We start from the raw sequence: 21,005 nt of genomic DNA, 5'->3' as shown, positions 1-21,005 counted from the left end.
ATTTTTCTTTTCCTGAGTGTCAGGATGGAAATAGACGCTGCCTCAATTCCTGTGGCGGGCCGGGCTTCTGGTCGCGCTCAGACCCCGATATAGCGGTGCCACAAGCCCGGGTCGGCAGCGAGTTGCGTCGAACTGCCGGCCCAGACCACGCGTCCGCGTTCGATGATGGTGTGCTGGTCGGCCAGTTCGATCAGGCGTTGCACGTACTTGTCGATCACCAGGATGCTTTGCCCTTGCGCGCGCAAGGCCGCCAGGCACTGCCAGATTTCCTCGCGAATCAGGGGTGCCAGGCCTTCAGTGGCCTCATCCAGAATCAGCAGGTGCGGATTGGTCATGAGCGCACGGCCAATGGCCAGCATCTGCTGCTCACCGCCCGAGAGCTGGTTGCCCATGTTGCGGCTGCGTTCGGCCAGACGGGGAAACAGCGCATAAACGCGCTCGAGCGTCCAGGGGTCCCGGCTCGCGTTGCGCTTGGCTGCAAAAGCACGCAGGTTTTCGTTCACGCTCAGATTGGGGAAGATCTGCCGCCCCTCGGGCACCAACGCCAGCCCCATGCGCGCAATGCGGTCCGTGCTCCGGCCGTCAATGCGTTCGCCGAGAAAGCGCACCGTGCCACTGCGTGGCGGCGTCAGGCCAAGGACAGAGCGCACGGTGGTGGTCTTGCCCATGCCGTTGCGCCCCAGCAGGGTGGCCACGCCACCAGCACCCAGGCGCAGACTGACACCAAACAGCACCTGACTGGGGCCGTAGGCCGTCTCCAGATTTTCAACCTCGAGCAGGGCCGTCATGCGTCGACCTCCGCCATTTCAAAATCATCGCCCAGGTAGGCGCGCCGGACTTCGGAATGGGCACGAATCTGTTGTGGCGATCCACTGGCGATCACGCGACCGGCCACCAACACCGAGATGGTGTCGGCCAACCGGAACACCGCGTCCATGTCATGCTCGACCAGCAGCAGGGTGTACTCGCTGCGCAGGCTCTGCAGTAGCGTCACCATGCGTTCGGACTCCTCCGCTCCCATGCCGGCCATGGGCTCGTCCAGCAGCAAGAGCTTCGCGCCGGTGGCCAACGCAATGCCCACCTCCAGCTGGCGCTGCTGGCCGTGGGACAGGGCCCCTGCGAGTTGCTGCAACTGCCCACCCAGACCGACGCGCTCGGCCACCGTGGCCGCTTGCGCGTAACGTTGGACGTCCGCGCGCGCCGCACGCCAGAAGCCCAGACTGCTCCCCTGGCGCGCCTGCAAGGCCAACGCCAGGTTATCAAGCACCGGCAGACGCCCGAAGATGCTGGTGATCTGGTAGGAGCGCGCCAGACCGCGGTGCACGCGCTCATGCATGGACAACGATGTGATGTTCATGCCATCCAAGACGATGCGCCCGGCATCGGGTGCCAGCGCACCCGAGAGTTGCTGGATCAGCGTCGTCTTGCCGGCGCCGTTGGGGCCGATCAACGCGTGGATCTCACCGGCACGCACGGCCAGTTGCGCACGGTCCGTGGCCACCAGACCACCAAACCGCTTGAGCAAGCCTTCGACCTGAAGCAGCACGCCGCTCACGATCGGTCCTTCCGGCGCAGCAGGCTCATCAAACCATTGGGTGCCGCCAGCACCACCGCCAGCAGTACGGCACCCAGCAGAAATTGCCAGTAAATGGTGTAGTGGCTCAACACCTCTTCGAGCAGCAGGAACACCACCGCACCGACGACGCCCCCCCACAAATGCCCGACACCGCCCAGGATGACCATGACCATCAACAGCCCCGACTGGTTCCACTGCATCATTGACGGACTGACGAAACTGCCCAGATTGGCCAGCAATACGCCCGCCAACCCCGCCAGCGCACCGGCGATGCTGAAGGCAACAAGCTTGAAACGGTAAACAGGAAAACCGATGGCCTCCATGCGCGGCGCGTTCTCGCGGATGGCCTGCAGCGTGTGGCCAAAGCGCGCGTTGAGCAGCCGCCACATCAGGACAAACGCCAACATCGCCAAAAGCAAAGTGACGTAATAGAAAGTCCGTTCATCCGCCAGGTCGAGACCGAAGCCAACGGTCGAGCGTCCGGGCAGTGACAAGCCATCGTCACCGCCATAGGCCTTGTTGGACACGGCCAGGTAATAGAGCATCTGTGCGAAGGCCAGCGTGATCATGATGAAGTACACGCCCTGCGTGCGCAGGCTGATGGCGCCGATGACCAGCGCAAAAAGCGCACTCACGCCCATGGCGACCGGCCAGACCAGCCAGGCGGAACTGATGCCAGCCTGCGCCAGCACGCCCACCGTATAGGCGCCCACGCCGATAAAAGCCGCATGGCCAAAACTCACCATGCCACCAAAGCCGAGGATCAGGTTCAGGCTGCTGGCTGCCAACGCAAAGATCAGGACACGCGCCGCCAGACCGAGGTAGAAATCACCGCCAATCAGCGGTGCCAGCCACGGGAACACCAGCAAGACCGCCAGCAGTGGCAGCGACCAGCGCAGTGACAGCGCATGGTCCAGCAGACTGCGCGGCACCACGGCTGCAGACGGCGCGGCAGAGTTCAGCAGCGCATCAGCCATGGGACGGAAAAAGACCTTTCGGCTTCCAGAACAACACGGCGGCCATCAGCACGTAAATCAGGATGGAAGCCACGGCGGGCCCGGCGTTGCTGGCGGCCTCGGGCCCCAGCAGCGCCTCGAAGGCCATGGGAATCAGCGTGCGGCCGGCGGTATCGACCACCCCCACCAGCAGCGCGCCGAGCAACGCGCCACGCACCGACCCGATACCACCGATGACAATGACGACGAAGGCCAGGATCAGGATGCTTTCGCCCATGCCCACCTGCACCGCCAGCAGCGGCCCGAGCATGCCGCCGGCCACGGCGCACAAGGCGGCACCCAAACCGAACAGGGCGGTGAACAGGACCCGCACATTGGTGCCCATGACCAGCGCCATTTCGCGATTGGACGCACCGGCGCGCACCTGCATGCCCAAGCGCGTGCGCGTGATCAGCACCCACAGCAACAACGCCACCGCCAACCCGACGCCGATGATGAGCAGGCGATAAGCCGGGTAATCAAAACCGGGCAGCAACGCCACCGGACCGGCCAGCGATTCGGGCGGACTCAGCAGCACCGGCTGCGAACCCCAGATGAAGCGCACCGCCTCGTTGCACATCAGCAGAATGGCAAAGGTGCCCAACACCTGCGACAGATGGTCCCGTTGGTAGAGGCGACGCAACACGGTGAGTTCCAGCAGCACACCGAACAACGCCGCGCCCGCAACACCTGCCGTCAGCCCGAGCCAGAACGAGCCCGAAGCGGCGGTGGCCGCGGCCACCAGGTAGGCGCCCACCATGTAGAGCGAGCCGTGCGCCAGGTTGATCATGTCCATGATGCCGAACACCAGCGTCAGGCCCGCCGCCAGCAAAAACAGCATGAGCCCGAACTGCAGGCCATTCAAGGCCTGCTCCAGAAGCAGAACACCGCTCATCAAAGGTCAGCCACCATCCGTCGATCTCAGTTAGCCGCCATCTTGCATTTGCCCACATAGGCATCGGCATGGTTCTTGAACACCGTGCCCAGCGTGCGGTTGGTGATGCGGCCCTTGGCATCACGGGTGATGACGCGCAGGTAGTAGTCCTGCACCGGGAAGTGGTTGCTGTTGAACTTGAAGGCCCCGCGCACCGAGTCGAACTTGGCCGCTTCCAGGGCCTTGCGCACGGCAGCCTTGTCCTCGACCTTGCCTTTGGTGTCGCGCACCGCGGCAGCGATCAGCTGTGCCGCGTCAAACCCCTGCGCTGCATACAGCGTGGGCAGACGGCCGTATTCCTTCTCGAAGGCAGCCACGAACTTCTTGTTGGCAGCGTTGTCGAGGTCATGCGCCCACTGCGAGGTGTTGAACATGCCCAGCATGGGTTCGCCCACGGCCTTGATCACGTCCTCGTCGCCCGAGAAACCGGGGCCGAACAGCGTCATGTCCTTGGACAGGCCGGCACCGACAAACTGCTTGATGAAGTTGATGCCCAGGCCGCCGGGCAGGAAGATGTAGACCGCGTCCGGCTTGGCCGCGCGCAGCTTGGACAGCTCGGCCCCGTAGTCCAGCAGGTTGAGCGGCGTGTAGCTCTCCGACACCACCTCCCCCTTGAAGAAGCGCTTGAAGCCGGTGAGCGCATCCTTACCCGCCGGGTAGTTGGGCGCGATCAGCGCCACGCGCTTGAACCCCTTGTCGGTGACGGTCTTGCCCACTGCCTCGTGCTGGTTGTCGTTCTGGTAAGAGGCACTGAAGAAGTAGGGATTGCACTGCTCGCCGGCGTACTGCGAGGGACCGGCATTGGCGCTGATGTAGAAAGTCTTGGCCGCGAAAGTCGGCGCACCCACGGCCAGCATCACGTTGGAAAACACGATGCCGGTCATGAAATCGACCTTGTCACGCTTGACCAGGCGGTCGGCCGTCTGGCGACCCACGTCCGGGCTGGCCTGGTCGTCGGCCACCACCACCTCGGCCGGCAGGCCGCCGAGCTTGCCGCCGTTCAGCTTGACTGCCAGCTGGAAACCGTCACGGATGTCGATGCCCAGCCCCGCGCCCGGGCCGGACAGTGTGGACAACAGGCCGACCTTGATGTTGTCGGCAGCCAATGCCGGCGTGGTCAAGACGGCTGCCGTGGCAGCGGCGATCAGGGTACGGCGCAAGATGGCGCTGGGCAGCGTATGTTTCATGGTGCTTCCTGTTGGCTTGGGTAAAGACGTCCCAGGGAATGATACCGTCTGCTATCGTGACCGCTTCCGTTTGATTTCCTTCCTCAGACAGCTACTGTTGCCGCATGGACTCCTCAAGACGCAAAACCGTTCTGGCGCTACTGGCTTTGCCTGCCGGATGTGCCTTTCAACCGCTCCGTACACTCCGTACCGAACCGCTCGGCAGGCCTGCCCGCCTGCCCCCATTACGATCGCCTACCTTGGGGCATTCATGGACTTACCAGAAGTTCAATGGGTACAACAGCCAGTTGCTGGCAACAAAACGCGAGGAAGTGGTTGCCCTGGAACCGCGTATCGTCCTTCGCAGAACGGCCGGTCCACAGCAAACGCTCCCCGAAGAGCAACATCTTCAATGGGGTCAGGTCCTGCGCGATCCGACTTGGGACTTCGTGCAGAATTACGAAAGTCCGCTCCCGATCTGGCCGCCATCACTGGCCGTCGGCACGACAAACGCCATCAGTACCCACTACCGGTTGGACAATTTTTCCTTCCGCTTCTGGATTCATGTCCAGACCACCGTCAAGGCATGGGAAAAGATCTACCTCCCGCATGGCCAGTTCGATGCCCTGCGAATCGAGAAATTCATTCGTCTGCAGCACTACGACATTTCCCGGATTAACTCGATCCGCAAGGAAATCGTCTGGCTGGTTCCGGAGATTGGCCGATGGGCCGCTCGAGAGGTCTGGGGAGAATACCTAATTATTGGGGACCGCAGCTACCAAGGACGCGAAGACCATGTCCGCTGGGAATTGACAGCTTGGACTTGAACCTGACACTACAGCATCCAATCATGCCCATGACATTTCACAATTTACAACCTCAAGTAATACGCATCGCACAAGACGCTGGTGCAGCCGTCATGGCGGTCTATGCGGCAATGCCAGCACTTGACAACATTCAGCACAAGGCCGATGGCAGCCCGCTGACACAGGCTGACTTGGCTGCGCATCAGGTAATCGCCCAGGCGCTGGCCCGCCTGACACCCGGTATCCCTGTCGTCTCGGAAGAAGATGGCGCCTCACAGGTACACCGCCAGCATCAGGGACGCTTCTGGCTGGTGGCCCCTCTGGACGGCACCAAGGAGTTTCTGGCTCGCAATGGCGAGTTCACCGTCAACATTGCGCTGATTGAAGATGGCCACCCCGTGCTGGGCGTGGTGGTGGCGCCAGCGCTGGGTTTGACCTACTGGGGGGCAACCGGTCTCGGCGCCTTTCGCCAAAGTTCGCAGGAGACCGAAGCCATCCGTGTCACATCCGAACAAAAGCGATCCGGCCGGACGCTGCGGGTACTGGCCAGCAAAAGCCACATGGATCCCGAAACGCAGGCTTTTCTGAACCGGCTGGGTCCTCACGAACTGATGCATGCCGGCAGTTCACTGAAGTTCTGTCGCATTGCCGAAGGCAGCGCCGACCTCTACCCCAGGCTGAGCCCGACTTGCGAGTGGGACACCGCCGCCGGGCAAGCGGTGCTGGAAGCCGCTGGGGGCTGCGTGCTGAAACTTGACGGCACACCTGTTCGCTATGGCAAGCCCGACGTGTTGAATCCACACTTTGTGGCGGCAAGCTCATCGCTTTCGCAACGGACAAGCCTTTCGTAATCAATCGCGGCCTGATGACGGACTGCACCGCGCCAGGCGAGGCTGGAGGCGACCGTGGCTGGACGATCAGACCACAGCGCTGCCAGTGACCCCATCCAGGCCCAGGTCGAACAAGAGCGGCACATCGTCGCTCTGCGACACCCCTTCGGCAATGACCAGCATACCCATGGTGTGACCGATGGTGCACAGACCGCGAAGCAGCGCCTGGGCGGTCTCTTCATGCCCCACATCCTGCACCAAGGTGCGGCTGAGCTTGATGTAATGCAGACCCAGACCGTGCAGGCGCGCCAGGTGTCCGACGTGATGATCGAGGTGCTCAATGCCAATCTTGCACCCCAGCGGACGCAGGCGCTCGCAGAAACGAGCAAAGGCCTGCGGGTGTTCGAAAGCGATCTCTTCACCCACATCGAACCAGAGCTGAGCAGACTGCGCTTTACTCTGTTCCATCATGTCGATGATGCGCTGCATCAAGCCTTCATCGCAAACCGATTCGTAGCCGAGATTGATGCAGATGTCATGCCCATGGCGCTCGACCGTCGCCAAGGTCTGCGCCAGGATTTCAAGATCAACCTGCCCGACCAGGCCCTGGCGCCGTGCCCAAGGCAGGAAAGCACCTGCCACCAGTGTTTCACCGCACACACTGGAGTGAAGCCGCGCCGGCGCCTCCGTATGCAGGTAGCTGTTGTTGCGGCCGCGCACCGGATAGAGCGCCAATTGGAATTCGTGCTTGCGCAGCGCCACCTGCAGGATCTGCTCCCACTCACGTGCCGAGTGCGAAGGCTGCATTCCTCCTGACACCAGCAGCGTCAGTCTTTCAGCATCCACTGGTGCCATGTGCTGCTCGCAAGCCGACAGCAACTCGAACAGATCGCTGTGCGCCTCGTAACACGTCGCGCCATAACTGAGCTGCACCAGGTTGCTGTGCTCCACCTGCAGCAGACTGGCATGGAGTTGCTGCAAGACAGCCGCGCTGTCGCCCTGACCCGGCAACAGGATGCCGAACTCCGCCGCGCCGAGGCGGCCGTAATGCACACCCGTTTGGGCTTGCAGTGCCTGGCGCATTTGCTGCGCCATCAATCCGATCAGGCGATCGGCTTGCTGACGCCCGATCTCGCGGTTGAGTTCCTCCAGATTGGCGATGCGCACCAGCAGCAACAGGCCTTGTGGATTTGTACTCTCGCGTTCGATCTCGTCGGCCGCATTCCGGCGGAAGACCTCGCCCACCATGAAACCGGTACGTGCGTCGACCTCGTGTTCTGTCTTGAGCTTGTACAGGCGTGTCGCTTCATCATCCAGCAGAACTTTGGTCCTGTGCGCCAGCCGATTCATGGCCTCGATGATGAGACGGAACTCCCGTGTGCGCGGCGGCGGGATTTCAAGGTAGCGCCGCTCGGCCAGTGCTTCAGCCTGCTCCACCACACGTTGCAGCGGCTGAAGCACGCGTCGGATGTAGACCATGCCCAGCGCGCCAACGAATAGGCCACCGAGCAGAAACAGTTCGGCCAGTTCCAGTGCCGAGTGCCACAAGGAGTCGTAGGCAAAGGATGGGTCACTTCGCAGCTGGATGCTGCCAAGTTGCGTCCAGCCGTGCTGGATCACAGCCGTACCGGGTTCAGGTGCGATCGGGAACAGTCGCATGAACCAGGCTGGCACAGCCGGCGGCAGGGTGGTCCGCTCACGATGGGCCATGAGACGACCATCGGGCCCCAGATAATCGATATGCTGATAGTGGCCGAGGTCGAACTGTGAACTCAGCAGCAAATCGACCGTGACCACATCGCTGGCGCTTTGCGAGAGGGTAAGGGCCAGCGCCGTGGCGTTGTCAAGGTTTTTGACCTTGAGTTCATTTTCCAGGTAGTGCTGGGCCGAACGGATGTTGATGATGCCCGCGCTGAGTACCGCGGCGAGAATGATCAGGCAGATGGCAATCCATAAACGTTTGACCAGTGACATGGTGCAGCTCCCTCAAGTCGAGTTCTATAACGTGTGCTCTGCCTGCAGCCGCGCCAGCACATCGCGCCAGCGCGAGATGCGAACCGTGGGATCCGAGCTGGACGGGTTGGGTCCGCGGAACCACAATTGGGTGGCGTTGAAGGCATAGACGGGCGTCAGGTCCGGCCGCTGTGCAGCCGGCTTGATATCGGGGTTGAAGTTGTCCAGGATCAGCGGTTCGCTGGACGGGGTCGCGTAGTAGGCCAGGATCATGTGCGCCTCCGGCTCGGTGCGCTCCGGCCGCTGCAGGCGAACGTAGGTCAGGCGCAGCTTGCTTTCGGGCACACCGGCCAGCAGCAGACTCACGTACTTGGCGATGGCAAAGTCCTCACAGTCGCCCGCGCCCTTGCCCAGGGTCTCGAGCACGGTAGCCCAGTAGTCGTCCTGCTGCCACAGCACCGAGTCTTCCACCCAACGGATACGGCGGTTGAAGAAGTTGTTGATGCGTTCGAGCTTGTCCAGCTCATTCGACCCCGGTACTGGCGGCAGCAGGGTACGCCACTCGCCCACCAGACGCGCCACCTCGACGCCGTAGCGGCTCAGCGCCAGTTGCTGGAGACGGTCCAGGTTGGTTGCCGCCATGCCGGCCAGAACGAGCAGGGACAGAATGTTGACCCAGATCCACTTGACCGCCCATGATCGACACCACCAAATCATGCCAAGCATCTTACGGAGTATTCACACCGCATTGCCCACAATTTTCGACTCGCAACCACGTCCATGACGACAATTGACTGCCAAACACCCGGGAATTCATTTCACTGAACCGGTATCTGTCCCCTATCATCTTGGAGCTATGAAAGCCCTCACCACCCACTTGATGCTCGTTTTGTCCCTGGCCGGCTGCGCCAAGATCAATGACGTCGGCATGCGACTGATCTCCTCGTCTGCGCCTGCACTGGCCGTGGTGAATGAAACACTGCTGTCCGGCGAGGTGAAACTCTTCACTGACCGCACCGGCACCGTGGCATTGAGTGCTGGCGGTGGTCTTCAATGCATGGGCAATATGCGCTACACCGCCAGCAAGAGCGGTGCGATCAACCTGAAATGCAGCGACAACACCGAGGTCTCGCTGAGCTTCAATGCCTTGAGCGAAACCAGCGGCTTCGCCAGCGGCCGCGGCGCGCGCGGGCCGGCCAGCCTGACCTTCGGCCTGGAGCCAGCCAACGCCGTGGCCTACCTCACGCTCCCCCCAGGCAAGCGCATCGTCACAACCGCCGAAGGCGCTTTGCGCCTGCAATGAAAAAAGCCCGCCGACGCAAGGTCAGGCGGGCTTGGGGTCAGGTCAGAAGCTGATCAGCGTGCAGGACGCGGCGCGCGCTTCTTGGCTGCATCACGCGGCACGAAGACCTTGCCACCGCCATTGCCTGGCTTGGCAAATGCAGGCTTGGCGCCGAACGCCGGTTTGCGGTCACCAAAGTCACCACGCGGAGCGTCACCACCACGGCGGCCATCGCCGGCAAAACGGTCGTTGAAACCACCCTTGCGCTCGTAGCTGAAGCCTTCGCGGCGATCGCCACCGCGCTCATCGCGCTGGGCATAACCACCACCAAAGCCGCCAGCATTGGGACGCTCCGCCCCGAAGCCGCCGCGGTTGCCACCAAAACCACCGCTGCGGCCACCGCCACCGAACTTGCGATCGCGCCCGAAGTCGCCACCACGGCTGTTGCGACCACCGAAGCCGGCGTTGGAACGCGGCTCGGGCATGCGTTGCTTGGGCTCCATGCCCGGAATCACCTCGGCCTTGAACTTCTGCTGGCTGTAACCTTCGATGTCGAAGATCTTGCGACGGTCGCGGAACTCGGCAAAGGTCACCGCCAGACCATCGCGGCCGGCACGGCCGGTGCGGCCGATACGGTGCGTATAGTCCTCGGCCTTCATCGGCAGGCCAAAGTTGAACACGTGGGTGATGGTGGGCACGTCGATGCCGCGCGCCGCCACATCGGTGGCCACCAGAATCTGCACCTGGCCTTGGCGCAACGCCATCAGGCGACGGTTGCGCAGGCCCTGGCTCAGGGCACCGTGCAGCGCCACGGCAGAGAAGCCGTCCTGCTGCAGGTCGTTGGCTAGGCCGTCACACTCCACCTGGGTACTGGCAAACACGATCGCCTGGTCGATACCTGCATCGCGCAGCCAGTGGTCGAGCAGCTGGCGCTTGTGCTGGGCGTTGTCAGCCCAGAACAGCACCTGCTTGATGTTGGCGTGCTTTTCCTGCGGCGTGTCGATCTGCACCTTCTTCACGGAGGCGCCGTTGTCGTGCATCACGCGCATGGCGAGCTGCTGGATACGCGGTGCAAAGGTGGCGCTGAACATCATGGTCTGGCGGCGCTGTGCCGTCAGCTGGTTGATCTCGGCCAGGTCGTCGGAGAAGCCGAGGTCGAGCATGCGGTCGGCCTCGTCCACCACCAGGAACTGTACCTGGTCGAGCTTGAGTTGCATCGAGCGCTGCAGGTCCAGCAGGCGGCCGGGTGTGGCCACCACCAGGTTGGCGTTCTGCAGCTTGGCGATCTGGATCTGGTAGGGCATGCCGCCCACCACGTTGGCAATGCGCAGGCCGCGGCAGTGCTTGACCAGCTCGATGGCGTCGTGCGCCACCTGCTGCGCCAGCTCGCGCGTCGGGCACAGGATCAGGGCACCGGGAGTGGCGGCCTTGAAATGACGTGGGTTGGTCGGGTCCTGGCGCTTGGGGCGCTTGGGAGCCGGCTCGCCCTTGGCAGCGGCTTCGGCACAGGCGTTTTCGAAAGCGGTACGCTCTTTCTCGGCCGCATGGGCCTGCTGCTGGATCAGGGTGTGCAGCACGGGCAGCAGGAAGGCCGCGGTCTTGCCGCTGCCGGTCTGGCTGGAGACCATCAGGTCGATGAAACGCTGCGGCGCGCCGCCCTCGGCGTCGGTCGGCAGGGCCTGCGGAATGACTTCGGACTGGACCTGGGTCGGCTGGGTGTAGCCGAGGTCGGCCACGGCCTGGATCAGTTCGGGCGCCAGGCCCAGTTGCACGAAACCGTTGGGCACAGCCTGCTCGGTTTCGGTGGCCATAGTGGATTCGACAGGCGACAGTTCGCCCGTCACTTCAAAAGTGTCGGTCATGGATTTACTCACACGCGAGCACCGCAGGGTCTGCAGTGGCTCCGTCAATGGTTAAAAAACATCAACCATCAAACGGAACCTGCGCTGGCCTTGAGGCCGGCACCGGGGACTCATCTCAGCCGCGTGGCCAGGAGTCCGGTGTGTGAAGGGAGATGCACAAAATGCACTGCTTTTGCAGCGCAGCCTTGAATTATGACACAGATCAGGGTTTTCACCTAATCGAGCTTCAGGAAATGCGTGCGGTAGTGCTGCAGTTCGTCGATGGACTCGTGCACATCAGCCAGCGCCGTGTGCTTCTGCTGTTTCTTGAAGCTGCTGTAGACCTCGGGCCGCCAACGCCGGGCCAGCTCCTTGAAGGTACTGACGTCGACATTGCGGTAGTGGAAAAAAGCCTCCAGCTTGGGCATGTACTTCACCAGAAAGCGCCGGTCCTGGCCGATGCTGTTGCCGCACATGGGCGACTTGCCTTTGGGCACGTACTTGGAGAGGAAAGCCGTCAGTTGCGCCTCAGCCTCGTGCTCGCTTAGGGTGGATGCCTTCACCTTGTCGATCAGGCCGCTGCGGCCGTGCGTGCCCTTGTTCCAGGCGTCCATTCTGTTCAGCACCTCGTCGCTCTGGTGGATCACCAGCACCGGCCCTTCGATGCGCGGCTCCAGGTTCGGGCCGGTGACGACAACGGCGATTTCGATCAGACGTTCCTGCTCCGGATCCAGCCCGGTCATTTCGCAGTCGAGCCAGACCAGGTTGAGGTCGGATTTCGGAAGTGGGGTGTTCGTGTCAGCCATGGGCCGATTGTCGCCGATGGCCTACACTCGCCTCCCATGTCATCAACGCTTTCCCCTTCCCTGGCTCTGACACTGGCCTTCGCCGTGGCCCTGCTGCTGGGTCTCGTCCTGAAGTACTGGCTGGCCACGCGCCAGCTCCGCCACGTGGCACGGCACCGCAGTGCAGTCCCCGTCGCCTTTACCGAGACCATCACGCTGGCGGCCCATCAGAAAGCCGCCGACTACACCTTGGCCAAGACACGATTCGGTCTGTTGGAAACCGCGGTCGGTGCCGCTGTGCTGCTGGGCTGGACGCTGTTCGGCGGCCTGCATCTGCTGAACCAGGCGCTGCAGCAATGGCTGGGCAGCGGCATGCTGCAGCAACTGGCGCTGATCGCCGGTTTTGTGCTGATCGGCAGCCTGGTCGAGTTGCCACTCTCGCTGTACCAGACTTTTGTCATCGAGCAGCGCTTCGGCTTCAACAAGATGAACTTCAAGCTCTGGCTGGTCGACCTCGTCAAATCCACCGTGCTCGGCGCCCTGATCGGGTTGCCGATCGCCGCGCTCATCCTGTGGGTCATGGGGGCCACCGGTCCGACCTGGTGGCTGTGGGCCTGGTGCGTGTGGATGGGTTTCAACCTGCTGTTGCTGTTGATCTACCCGACCTTCATCGCCCCGCTGTTCAACAAATTCCAGCCACTGGAAGACGAGAGCCTGAAGGCGCGCGTGACGGCGCTGATGCAGCGCTGCGGCTTTGCCGCCAAAGGGCTGTTCGTGATGGACGGCAGCCGGCGCAGTGCGCATGCCAACGCCTACTTCACCGGCTTCGGCGCCGCCAAGCGCGTGGTGTTCTTCGACACGCTGCTGGCCAAGCTCAGCCCCGGTGAGGTGGACGCCGTGCTGGCGCATGAGCTGGGCCACTTCAAGCACAAGCACATCGTCAAGCGCATCGTCAGCCTGTTCGCCCTGAGCCTGGCCGGCTTCGCGTTGCTGGGTTGGCTGGCCACGCAGGGCTGGTTCTACACCGGCCTGGGCGTCAACCCGAACCTGGATGCGGCCAACGATGCGCTGGCGCTGCTGCTGTTCGTGCTGGTGTCACCGGTGTTCAGCTTCTTCATTGCGCCGCTGCTGGCCCTGTTCTCGCGCAAGCACGAGTTCGAAGCCGATGCCTATGCCGCCCAGCAGACCAATGGCGCGGACCTGGGGCACGCCCTGCTCAAGCTCTACGAGGACAACGCCTCCACGCTGACGCCGGACCCTCTGTACGTGGCCTTTTATTATTCGCATCCGCCGGCCTCCGAACGGCTGGCGCGACTGACGGCATGAGCGGGAATTCGATGACAACTCAGCCCCAAACCTTTGTCAAACGTGCGCTGACAGCTACGGAAATCGTAGCAAATCTGGCGCAGCTGGACGGCTGGCGCCTCAGCGGCGACGGTCCGGAACTGGCGATCGAGAAACACTTCCCGTTCCCCGACTTCCAGGCTGCCATGGCCTTTGCCAATGCCGTGGCCTTCATCGCGCAGCGGCAGGATCACCACCCTGAGCTGTCGGTGGCCTATCGCCATTGCACGGTGCGCTGGCGCAGCCACGATGCCGGCGGCATCACACGCGCCGATTTCGATTGCGCCGCGCTGGTTGATGCCCTGCTGAGGTGACTGCTTGAGCCAAGCCGCAGAACTCGACAACGGCCTGGTGGTCGCCACCCATGGCCGCCACGTCGTGGTGGAAACCCCGGAAGGCCGGCGCCTGATTTGCCACCCGCGCGGCAAGAAAAGCCAGGCCGTCGTCGGCGACCGTGTGCTGTGGCTGGCCAGCGGCGACGAGGGCACGATCGAAAAAATCGAGACGCGGCGCAACCTGTTCTACCGCCAGGACGAAGTCCGTACCAAGAGCTTTGCCGCCAACCTGGACCAGGTGCTGATCCTGATCGCGGCCGAGCCGGAATTCTCCGAAAGCCAGCTGGCACGCGCCCTGATCGCGGCCGAGGCCGAACGCATCACACCCATCATCGCCCTCAACAAGAGCGACCTGGCCGAACCGTTCGCCTGCGCCTGGGTGCGGCTGGAACCGTACCGGCGCATGGGCTACACCGTGTTGCCGCTGGCACTGAAACCCAAGGCCGAAGGCATGGTGCCGGAACTCGACACACTGCGAGCGCAACTGCAAGCCAAGACCACGCTGGTGCTCGGTCCGTCAGGCGCCGGCAAGAGCACGTTGATCAACCAGCTGGTGCCGGGCGCGCAAGTGCTCACCGGTGAGATCTCGACCGCGCTGAACTCAGGCAAGCACACCACCACCAGCACCCACTGGTACTGGGCGGACGAGGCGCGCAGCATGGCCCTGATCGACTCACCGGGTTTTCAGGAATTCGGCCTGCAGCACATCGACCCCATGCACCTGGCCAGCCTGATGCCGGACCTGAAGACCTGGGTAAAAAACTGCAAGTTCTACAACTGCACCCATCTGCATGAGCCCGGCTGCGGCGTGATATCCGCACTCAAATCAGACGCCACGCCGCCTGAAATAAGCGCAACGCGCTACAAAATCTATAGCGACCTGTTTGCCGAATTGTCGCAGCGGCGCTATTGAACGCCCGCGCGGCGCCTTGATGTCTCTTTAAGGGTAGCGGGCACGTCGTGTGGACGTGCGGGTGCCAATGTTTCAGCCGAGCAGCCGTGCCAGCGTGAGCAGTGCCAGCAGCAGCATCCACATCACCACCGAGCGCCAGACCAGGCCGACGATGCTGCGCAAATGGGCCAGCTCGGGCTCTTGCCGCGTTGTGCTTGGGGCCTCCACCTCTTCCTCCAGCCCGACCACCGGCGCCTGTGCGCCCAGGCGCACATTCACGGCGCCGGCCGTGGCCGCCAGGATCACACCGTCATTGCTGGCATCCAGTTGGGCTTCGTGGCTGCGCCAGCTGTCGATGGCGTCCTCGAAGCTGCCAACCACGGCGAAACCCAGTGCTGTGATGCGCGCCGGCAACCAGTCAACCCAATGCCAGGCTTGGCTGGCGGCAGCGCGTGCCGCCTCGCTCACCGGCTGCCCCTGGCGCTGCGACACATGCGGCCAGTAACGCGCCGCGAACTCGGTCAGGCGGTAGAGCACAGCGCCTGCCGGCCCCAGGCCAAAGGCCGCCAGGATCGAAAACCAGGCCAGCACGCCAAAGACATGCCGGTGCGCGGACAGCACGGATTGCTCAATGACCTGGCGCACGATTTCGCGCCGCGACAACTCACCCACATCGGTCTGCCGCCACTGGGCCAGCAATTGGCGCGCCTGCGCCTCGTCGCCCGCATCGAGCGCATCGCGGATGTCGGTGAAATGGTGGCTGAACTGACGGAAACCGAGCGAGACATAGAGCACCACCACATTCCACAGCACGGCAGCCCACCAGCCCAGCAGGCTCCACAGCAGCCAGTGAATGGCCAGCGCCAGCAGCGTGGGAAAAGCGACGGCAAAAAACCAGGCCAGCCAGCCATGCGGCTGGCGGCCGGCATCGAGATTGCGAATGATCCAGCGCATCCAGCCCCGCACGCCGGCATGCACCATGTTGCCGCTGGCCAGGGGACGGGCCTGCTCCAGCAACAATGCGACAAGAATGGCGAAAAAACTCATGTTGCCATCATAGCGGCCCGAACCGCGCCTTCACGCCGCGCACCGGCGCAATCAGGCCGCCAGGAAGCGATAGAAGTTGCGCAGCATGCCGGCCGTGGCACCCCAGATGAAGCGCTCCATGTCGGCATCCTGGTAGGGCATGGAAAACCAGTCGCGCTGCAGCCCTTCGGCCATCAGGCGGTGGCGCCGATGGTGGGCCGGGTTCATGAGGAAGTCCAGCGGTACCTCGAACACGTCGGCCACCTCGCCTTCGTTGGGCGCGAGTATGAAGCCGGGCCGCACCAGCGCCACCACGGGCGTGATGATGAAGGCGCTGCCGGTGGTGTAGATCGGCAGCGTGCCGAGCACTTGGATGAAATCCGGCGTCAGCCCCACCTCCTCCTCGGCCTCACGCAGGGCGGCGGCCACCGAATCGGCATCGGTGTCATCCACCTTGCCGCCGGGAAAGGCAATCTGCCCCGAATGGTTGGCCAGGTGGCTGGTACGCTGGGTCAGCAGCACCGTGGGCCGCGCGTGCGCGACGATCGGCACCAGCACCGACGCCGGCACGGGCGCGCGCTGCGTGAAACGCGGCTCCATGCGAACCTCGGGCTGCCATGCCGGCGGCGTCACGAAACGCTGGCGTAGCGCCTCGGGCTGCAACTGCTCGCGCGGCACGGCGGGCAGATGCGCATCCACCCCGACCACCGGGACCTGGCGCGGATCGAAGTTCGGCAGCTTGGACAGCGGGGTGATGTGATCGGAAGACGACACCGGCAGCACCTGGGACAGGAAACAAAGGACTCAAAACAAAAAAGCCGCCTCAAGCACAGGCTTGTGGCGGCTTGGGGCGCAAAGACCGGCTGCTTATTCGGCAGCAGTCTTCTTGGCCGGCAGTTTTTCCTTGATACGGGCCGACTTGCCGCTGCGGTCACGCAGGTAGTACAGCTTGGCGCGGCGCACGTCACCACGGCGCTTGACTTCAATGCTGGCGATCAGCGGGCTGTAGGTCTGGAACGTACGCTCCACGCCTTCGCCGCTGGAGATCTTGCGCACGGTGAAGCCGCTGTTGAGGCCACGGTTGCGCTTGGCGATCACCACGCCTTCGTAGGCCTGGACGCGCTTGCGGGCGCCTTCAACCACGTTGACGTTCACGATGACGGTGTCACCGGGGGCGAATTCGGGAATGGTCTTGCCGAGGCGAGCAATTTCTTCTTGCTCGAGGGTCTGGATCAGGTTCATGGTTACCTCTAATGATCTTGTCCGCGCCAGTGTCGGAATGACACAAAAGGCTTTACCGGGATGGCAAAGCGGCCGGCCAGAGGATCTGGAAAGCCTGAAATTATAGCAGGAAGCGCCTGGTTCAGGCGTTCTGGCGCGCCAGACCAGCCAGAAAGGCCTCGTCCAGACGGTTCAGGCGCCCGGCCGCACGGGCCTGGGCGATCAATTCCGGCCGCAGGCGAGCCGTCAGTGCCAGCCTCTGCTCGCGGCGCCAGCGCTCGATCTGACCGTGGTGGCCGGACAGCAGCACCTCAGGGACGCCCTGCCCTTCCCAAACCTCGGGCCGGGTGTAATGCGGGCAATCGAGCAAGCCGTCCAGCGCCGGATTGAAGCTGTCCTGGGCATGGCTGTCGGCATCCCCCAGCACACCGGGCTGCAGCCGCGCCACGGCGTCGAGCAGCGCCATGGCGGCAATCTCGCCACCCGACAGTACAAAGTCGCCCAGGCTGATCTGCTCGTCCACATGGGCGTCGATAAAGCGCTGGTCGATGCCTTCGTAGCGGCCACAGACCAGCACCGCGCCCTCGCTGGCGGCCCAGCGTTCCACCATGGCGTGGTTGAGCGGCTTGCCCAGCGGCGAGAACAGCACCACCGGCGCACGTGCGGGGCGCTGCGCCTGGGCCTGCTGCAGACAGCGCGACAGCGGCTCGGCCATCATGACCATGCCGGGGCCGCCACCGAATGGCCGGTCGTCGACGCGGCGGTAGTTGCCCTCGGCAAAATCGCGCGGGTTGTGCAGGTTCACCTGCACCTGGCCCGACTCGTAGGCGCGTCGCGTGATGCCGCTGCTCAGCAGTGGCGCAAACAGCTCGGGAAACAGGGTGAGGACGTCAAAGCGCATGGCTCAGTCGCCGCCGGGCCGTCCCAAGGCGGCTGCGGCCCCCTCGGAGGGCAGCGCAGTACACGCGGTGACAAGCGTGGGGGCCATTTCCAGTCAATAGTCGGGTTGCCAGTCGACTCGGATGCGGCGTGCCGCCAGGTCCACCTCGTCGACATAGGCAGACACAAAGGGAATCATGCGCTCGGCCGGTTTGCCATCCTGCTCGTAGCTGATGACCAGCACGGTTTGCGGCCCGGTGGACAGCAGTTCGCGCACGGTGCCCAAGGCGACGTCCTCGCGGTTGACCACCGCCAGACCGATCAGGTCAACCCAGTAGTACTCATCCTGCTCGGGAGAAGGGAAACTGGAACGCGCCACAAAAATGCGGGCGCCACGCAACATTTCGGCAGCATTGCGGTCAGGCACGTCCTGCGCACAGGCGACCACGCTGTCGGAATGCTCTTTGGCTTCACGAATGGCCAGCTTGGCCGGACCGGCAAAGGTTTTTGCGCCTTTCTCGGCCGGTAGCAGATACCAGCATTTGGAAGAAAACAGCGCCTCGGGATCGGCGCTGTAGGGCAGGACCTTGAACCAGCCCTTGATGCCCCAGGCATCCGCAATGCGCCCGACTTCGATGGCGTCCGCTGGCAATTCAGCGGCTTCGAGGCCGGGCAGCATGGATGCCAATTAAGCGGCAGCTTTCTTGCCAGCTTGCTTGATCAGGCGTTCCACGGTCGGAGAGGCTTGCGCGCCCACACCCACCCAGTAAGTCAGGCGATCCTGCGCAATGCGGATGCTTTCCTCAGCGGCGGTGGCGATCGGGTTGTAGAAACCGATACGCTCGATGAAACGGCCGTCACGACGGTTACGCTTGTCGGAGACGACAATGTTGAAGAACGGACGTGCCTTGGAGCCGCCACGAGAGAGTCGAATAACGACCATGATTTATCCTTTGGGTGGTGGATATTCCATTCAGACTCGAATAGAACCATCCAGTACGAAATCTTTCAGTGTTTGAGACACGCGACATAGCCACCCGGCCAGCGACACACTGAAAAGCTTGTGATTATAACGTTTCTGCCGCTTATGCCTATCATCCGCCCCAGCCGCGACGAAGATATTGTCGCCATCACCTCGATTTATGCCCATCATGTGCTGCACGGCACCGGCACGTTCGAGCTGGATCCCCCCTCTCCGGCCGACATGCAGGCCCGCCGCGCCGAGGTGCTGGCACGCGGCCTGCCCTGGCTGGTGGCCGAAGACCAGGGCCAGGTGCTGGGTTACGCCTACTGCAACTGGTTTCGCCCGCGCCCGGCCTACCGCTATGCCGCCGAAGACTCCATCTACCTGGCGCCCCAGGCCCGCGGCCAGGGGCTGGGCCGGGCGCTGCTGACCGAACTGTCAGCCGCCGCCGAACGCGCCGGCATGCGCAAGCTGATTGCCGTGATCGGCGACTCGGCCAATGCCGCGTCCATCGGCCTGCACCGCAGCTGCGGCTTCACGCCCGTTGGGGTGCTGACCGCCAGCGGCTGGAAGTTCGACCGCTGGCTCGACACCGTTCTGATGGAAAAATCGCTGGGTTTGGGAGACCGCACCGCGCCAACGCATCCCTGACAATAGCGCCATGAAAAACAAGACGTTCGCCGCCTGGCTCACCTTCCTCACCGGCCCGCTGGGCCTGCACCGTTTCTACCTCTATGGCCTGGGCGACTTTCTGGGCTGGCTGCTGCCCATCCCCACCGCCTTGGGCCTGTATGGCGTGGAACGGGTGCAGACATATGGCCAGGACGATCCCGTGAGCTGGGTGCTGATCCCGCTGGTGGGCTTCACCATCGCCGGCTGTGCGCTCAACGCCATCGTCTACGGTCTCATGACGCCTGAAAAGTGGAATGCCCGCTTCAACCCGACGCTCGCCAGCGACCATCCGGCCGGCAGCACCAGCTGGCTGACCATCGGTGCCATTGCCTGCTCACTGCTGATCGGCACCGCGGTGCTGATGGCCAGCATCGCCTTCAGCTTCCAGCGCTACTTCGAGTACCAGATCGAGGAAGCACGCAAGATTTCACAATGAAAATGGCGCTGAGTCCTTGCGGAATCAGCGCCAAACGCTATCAATTAGATAGCATCAGAAAAGCGTCAGGCTCAACCAGTAGGCCACGATGGCCACAAAGGCGCTGGCCGGGATGGTGAAGATCCAGGCCCAGACGATGTTGCCGGCCACACCCCAGCGCACCGCGCTGGCACGCTGAGCCGAGCCCACACCGACGATGGCACCGGTGATGGTGTGGGTGGTGGAGACCGGGATGCCCAGGGCGGTGGCGATGAAAAGCGTGAGCGCTCCGCCGGTTTCGGCGCAGAAACCACCGACCGGCTTGAGCTTGGTGATCTTCTGCCCCATGGTCTTGACGATGCGCCAGCCGCCGAACATGGTGCCGGCACCGATGGCCATGTAGCAGCACACCACCGTCCAGGTCGGCGGCGAGGTGTCGACCGAGGTCATGTAGCCGGTTGCGACCAGCAGCATCCAGATGATGCCGATGGTCTTTTGCGCATCGTTGCCGCCATGCCCCAGGCTGTAGGCACCCGCGGACACCAGTTGCAGACGACGGAACCAGCGATCCACGCGCGACGGTGTCGTGCGACGGAACAGCCAGGCCACCAGCAACATCATCAACGAGCCCAGCAGAAAGCCGAGCAAGGGTGACACGAAGATGAAGACCACCGTCTTGATGATGCCGGTGGAAATCAGCGCCTCGGTGCCGGCCTTGCCGATCACGGCACCGACGATGCCGCCGATCAGCGCATGCGACGAGCTGCTGGGAATGCCGTAGTACCAGGTGATCAGGTTCCAGCTGATGGCGCCGATCAGTGCACCGAACACCACATGGACATCGACCACGCCCGGCTGCACGATGCCCTTGCCCACTGTCGCCGCCACGCTGAGGTGGAAAATGAAGATGGCCACGAAGTTGAAGAAGGCGGCAAACAGCACCGCCTGCCCGGGCCGCAGCACGCCGGTCGACACCACCGTGGCAATCGAGTTGGCGGCGTCATGAAACCCGTTCATGAAGTCGAAGGCCAGTGCCAGGAACACCAGCAGAATGATCACCCAGAGGGCGCTCTGTACGCTTTCCATGCC

24 protein-coding genes are annotated in these 21,005 nt (G+C 63.2%); 8 read left to right on the top strand and 16 right to left on the bottom strand.

Features of this window, described 5'->3' with window-relative positions; translation table 11 throughout:
- Positions 1–77 precede the first annotated feature (77 nt).
- Genes CDE01S_RS07845 through CDE01S_RS07825 form a run of 5 tightly spaced genes read right to left on the bottom strand, consistent with a single transcriptional unit; the run spans position 78 to position 4,692 of the window.
- Complete coding sequence (locus tag CDE01S_RS07845; protein WP_066705631.1) at positions 78–788, bottom strand: ABC transporter ATP-binding protein; 711 nt, start codon at positions 786–788, stop codon at positions 78–80.
- Positions 785–1,555 (bottom strand): ABC transporter ATP-binding protein, encoded by a 771-nt coding sequence (locus tag CDE01S_RS07840; RefSeq protein WP_439648671.1) that lies wholly within the window; start codon positions 1,553–1,555, stop codon positions 785–787. The genes CDE01S_RS07845 and CDE01S_RS07840 overlap by 4 nt, the downstream gene beginning before the upstream one ends.
- Complete coding sequence (locus tag CDE01S_RS07835; RefSeq protein ID WP_066705629.1) at positions 1,552–2,553, bottom strand: branched-chain amino acid ABC transporter permease; 1,002 nt, start codon at positions 2,551–2,553, stop codon at positions 1,552–1,554. Before CDE01S_RS07835 ends, CDE01S_RS07840 begins: the two co-directional genes overlap by 4 nt.
- A complete protein-coding gene (locus tag CDE01S_RS07830) occupies positions 2,546–3,466 on the bottom strand; it encodes a branched-chain amino acid ABC transporter permease (RefSeq protein ID WP_066705627.1) in 921 nt (306 codons plus the stop codon). Before CDE01S_RS07830 ends, CDE01S_RS07835 begins: the two co-directional genes overlap by 8 nt.
- Before the next feature lie 26 nt (positions 3,467–3,492).
- Positions 3,493–4,692, bottom strand: a complete 1,200-nt coding sequence (locus tag CDE01S_RS07825; protein ID WP_066705625.1) for an ABC transporter substrate-binding protein — start codon at positions 4,690–4,692, stop codon at positions 3,493–3,495.
- Positions 4,693–4,931: 239 nt separating this feature from the next.
- On the opposite strand from CDE01S_RS07825, the gene CDE01S_RS07820 reads away from it, so the two are divergent.
- Positions 4,932–5,498 (top strand): hypothetical protein, encoded by a 567-nt coding sequence (locus tag CDE01S_RS07820; RefSeq protein ID WP_157077073.1) that lies wholly within the window; start codon positions 4,932–4,934, stop codon positions 5,496–5,498.
- A complete protein-coding gene (gene cysQ / locus CDE01S_RS07815) occupies positions 5,489–6,328 on the top strand; it encodes a 3'(2'),5'-bisphosphate nucleotidase CysQ (RefSeq protein ID WP_245636132.1) in 840 nt (279 codons plus the stop codon). Before CDE01S_RS07820 ends, cysQ begins: the two co-directional genes overlap by 10 nt.
- 66 nt (positions 6,329–6,394) lie before the next feature.
- On the opposite strand, the gene CDE01S_RS07810 is transcribed toward cysQ, so the two are convergent.
- Together CDE01S_RS07810 and CDE01S_RS07805 are read right to left on the bottom strand one after the other, a co-directional pair.
- Entirely contained in the window at positions 6,395–8,281 is a 1,887-nt protein-coding gene (locus CDE01S_RS07810; protein WP_066705622.1) for a bifunctional diguanylate cyclase/phosphodiesterase, read from the bottom strand.
- 24 nt (positions 8,282–8,305) lie between these two features.
- Positions 8,306–8,986 carry a transglutaminase-like cysteine peptidase gene (locus tag CDE01S_RS07805; protein ID WP_218016507.1) on the bottom strand — a complete coding sequence of 227 codons (681 nt, stop codon included), beginning with the start codon at positions 8,984–8,986 and terminating at the stop codon, positions 8,306–8,308.
- A gap of 130 nt (positions 8,987–9,116) precedes the next feature.
- On the opposite strand from CDE01S_RS07805, the gene CDE01S_RS07800 reads away from it, so the two are divergent.
- Positions 9,117–9,563: a hypothetical protein gene (locus CDE01S_RS07800; protein ID WP_157077072.1), complete on the top strand. Its 447-nt coding sequence runs from the start codon at positions 9,117–9,119 to the stop codon at positions 9,561–9,563.
- Between the two features lie 53 nt (positions 9,564–9,616).
- On the opposite strand, the gene CDE01S_RS07795 is transcribed toward CDE01S_RS07800, so the two are convergent.
- A complete protein-coding gene (locus CDE01S_RS07795) occupies positions 9,617–11,404 on the bottom strand; it encodes a DEAD/DEAH box helicase (protein ID WP_066705620.1) in 1,788 nt (595 codons plus the stop codon).
- 215 nt (positions 11,405–11,619) lie between these two features.
- A complete protein-coding gene (gene orn, locus CDE01S_RS07790) occupies positions 11,620–12,189 on the bottom strand; it encodes an oligoribonuclease (protein WP_066705619.1) in 570 nt (189 codons plus the stop codon).
- A 36-nt stretch (positions 12,190–12,225) separates the two neighbouring features.
- Here orn and CDE01S_RS07785 point away from each other — a divergent pair, with 36 nt between their 5' ends.
- Genes CDE01S_RS07785 through rsgA form a run of 3 tightly spaced genes read left to right on the top strand, consistent with a single transcriptional unit; the run spans position 12,226 to position 14,760 of the window.
- The gene (locus tag CDE01S_RS07785) at positions 12,226–13,494 is read left to right on the top strand and encodes a M48 family metallopeptidase (protein WP_066705617.1); all 1,269 of its coding nucleotides are present in this window, start codon (positions 12,226–12,228) and stop codon (positions 13,492–13,494) included.
- Between the two features lie 11 nt (positions 13,495–13,505).
- Complete coding sequence (locus CDE01S_RS07780; RefSeq protein WP_066705615.1) at positions 13,506–13,826, top strand: 4a-hydroxytetrahydrobiopterin dehydratase; 321 nt, start codon at positions 13,506–13,508, stop codon at positions 13,824–13,826.
- A 4-nt stretch (positions 13,827–13,830) separates the two neighbouring features.
- Positions 13,831–14,760, top strand: a complete 930-nt coding sequence (rsgA, locus tag CDE01S_RS07775; RefSeq protein ID WP_066705613.1) for a ribosome small subunit-dependent GTPase A — start codon at positions 13,831–13,833, stop codon at positions 14,758–14,760.
- A gap of 72 nt (positions 14,761–14,832) precedes the next feature.
- Here rsgA and CDE01S_RS07770 read toward each other — a convergent pair whose 3' ends face one another.
- The 6 genes from CDE01S_RS07770 to rpsP form a co-directional block, all read right to left on the bottom strand.
- Positions 14,833–15,786, bottom strand: coding sequence for a CobD/CbiB family protein (locus CDE01S_RS07770; protein ID WP_066705608.1), 954 nt, complete (start codon positions 15,784–15,786; stop codon positions 14,833–14,835).
- A gap of 51 nt (positions 15,787–15,837) precedes the next feature.
- Positions 15,838–16,539 carry a CoA pyrophosphatase gene (locus tag CDE01S_RS07765; protein ID WP_245636131.1) on the bottom strand — a complete coding sequence of 234 codons (702 nt, stop codon included), beginning with the start codon at positions 16,537–16,539 and terminating at the stop codon, positions 15,838–15,840.
- Between the two features lie 93 nt (positions 16,540–16,632).
- The gene (rplS, locus tag CDE01S_RS07760; RefSeq protein ID WP_066705606.1) at positions 16,633–17,007 is read right to left on the bottom strand and encodes a 50S ribosomal protein L19; all 375 of its coding nucleotides are present in this window, start codon (positions 17,005–17,007) and stop codon (positions 16,633–16,635) included.
- A gap of 121 nt (positions 17,008–17,128) precedes the next feature.
- Complete coding sequence (trmD, locus tag CDE01S_RS07755) at positions 17,129–17,887, bottom strand: tRNA (guanosine(37)-N1)-methyltransferase TrmD (RefSeq protein ID WP_066705604.1); 759 nt, start codon at positions 17,885–17,887, stop codon at positions 17,129–17,131.
- Positions 17,888–17,980: 93 nt separating this feature from the next.
- Positions 17,981–18,544 (bottom strand): ribosome maturation factor RimM, encoded by a 564-nt coding sequence (rimM, locus tag CDE01S_RS07750; protein ID WP_174525455.1) that lies wholly within the window; start codon positions 18,542–18,544, stop codon positions 17,981–17,983.
- Positions 18,545–18,553: 9 nt separating this feature from the next.
- On the bottom strand, positions 18,554–18,808 hold the full coding sequence (rpsP, locus tag CDE01S_RS07745) for a 30S ribosomal protein S16 (RefSeq protein WP_066705600.1): 255 nt from the start codon (positions 18,806–18,808) through the stop codon (positions 18,554–18,556).
- Between the two features lie 144 nt (positions 18,809–18,952).
- Between rpsP and CDE01S_RS07740 the strand changes: the two genes are divergently transcribed.
- On the top strand, positions 18,953–19,480 hold the full coding sequence (locus CDE01S_RS07740) for a GNAT family N-acetyltransferase (RefSeq protein WP_066705598.1): 528 nt from the start codon (positions 18,953–18,955) through the stop codon (positions 19,478–19,480).
- A gap of 10 nt (positions 19,481–19,490) precedes the next feature.
- A complete protein-coding gene (locus tag CDE01S_RS07735) occupies positions 19,491–19,937 on the top strand; it encodes a TM2 domain-containing protein (protein ID WP_066705595.1) in 447 nt (148 codons plus the stop codon).
- 54 nt (positions 19,938–19,991) lie between these two features.
- Here CDE01S_RS07735 and CDE01S_RS07730 read toward each other — a convergent pair whose 3' ends face one another.
- Positions 19,992–21,002, bottom strand: coding sequence for an inorganic phosphate transporter (locus CDE01S_RS07730; RefSeq protein WP_066705593.1), 1,011 nt, complete (start codon positions 21,000–21,002; stop codon positions 19,992–19,994).
- Positions 21,003–21,005: the final 3 nt, after the last annotated feature.

The sequence above is a fragment of the Curvibacter delicatus NBRC 14919 genome (assembly GCF_001592265.1).
Lineage (GTDB): Bacteria > Pseudomonadota > Gammaproteobacteria > Burkholderiales > Burkholderiaceae_C > Hylemonella > Hylemonella delicata.
Note: the sequence above shows the minus strand (reverse complement) of the source record. Positions and strands in the feature narration are given on the sequence as shown.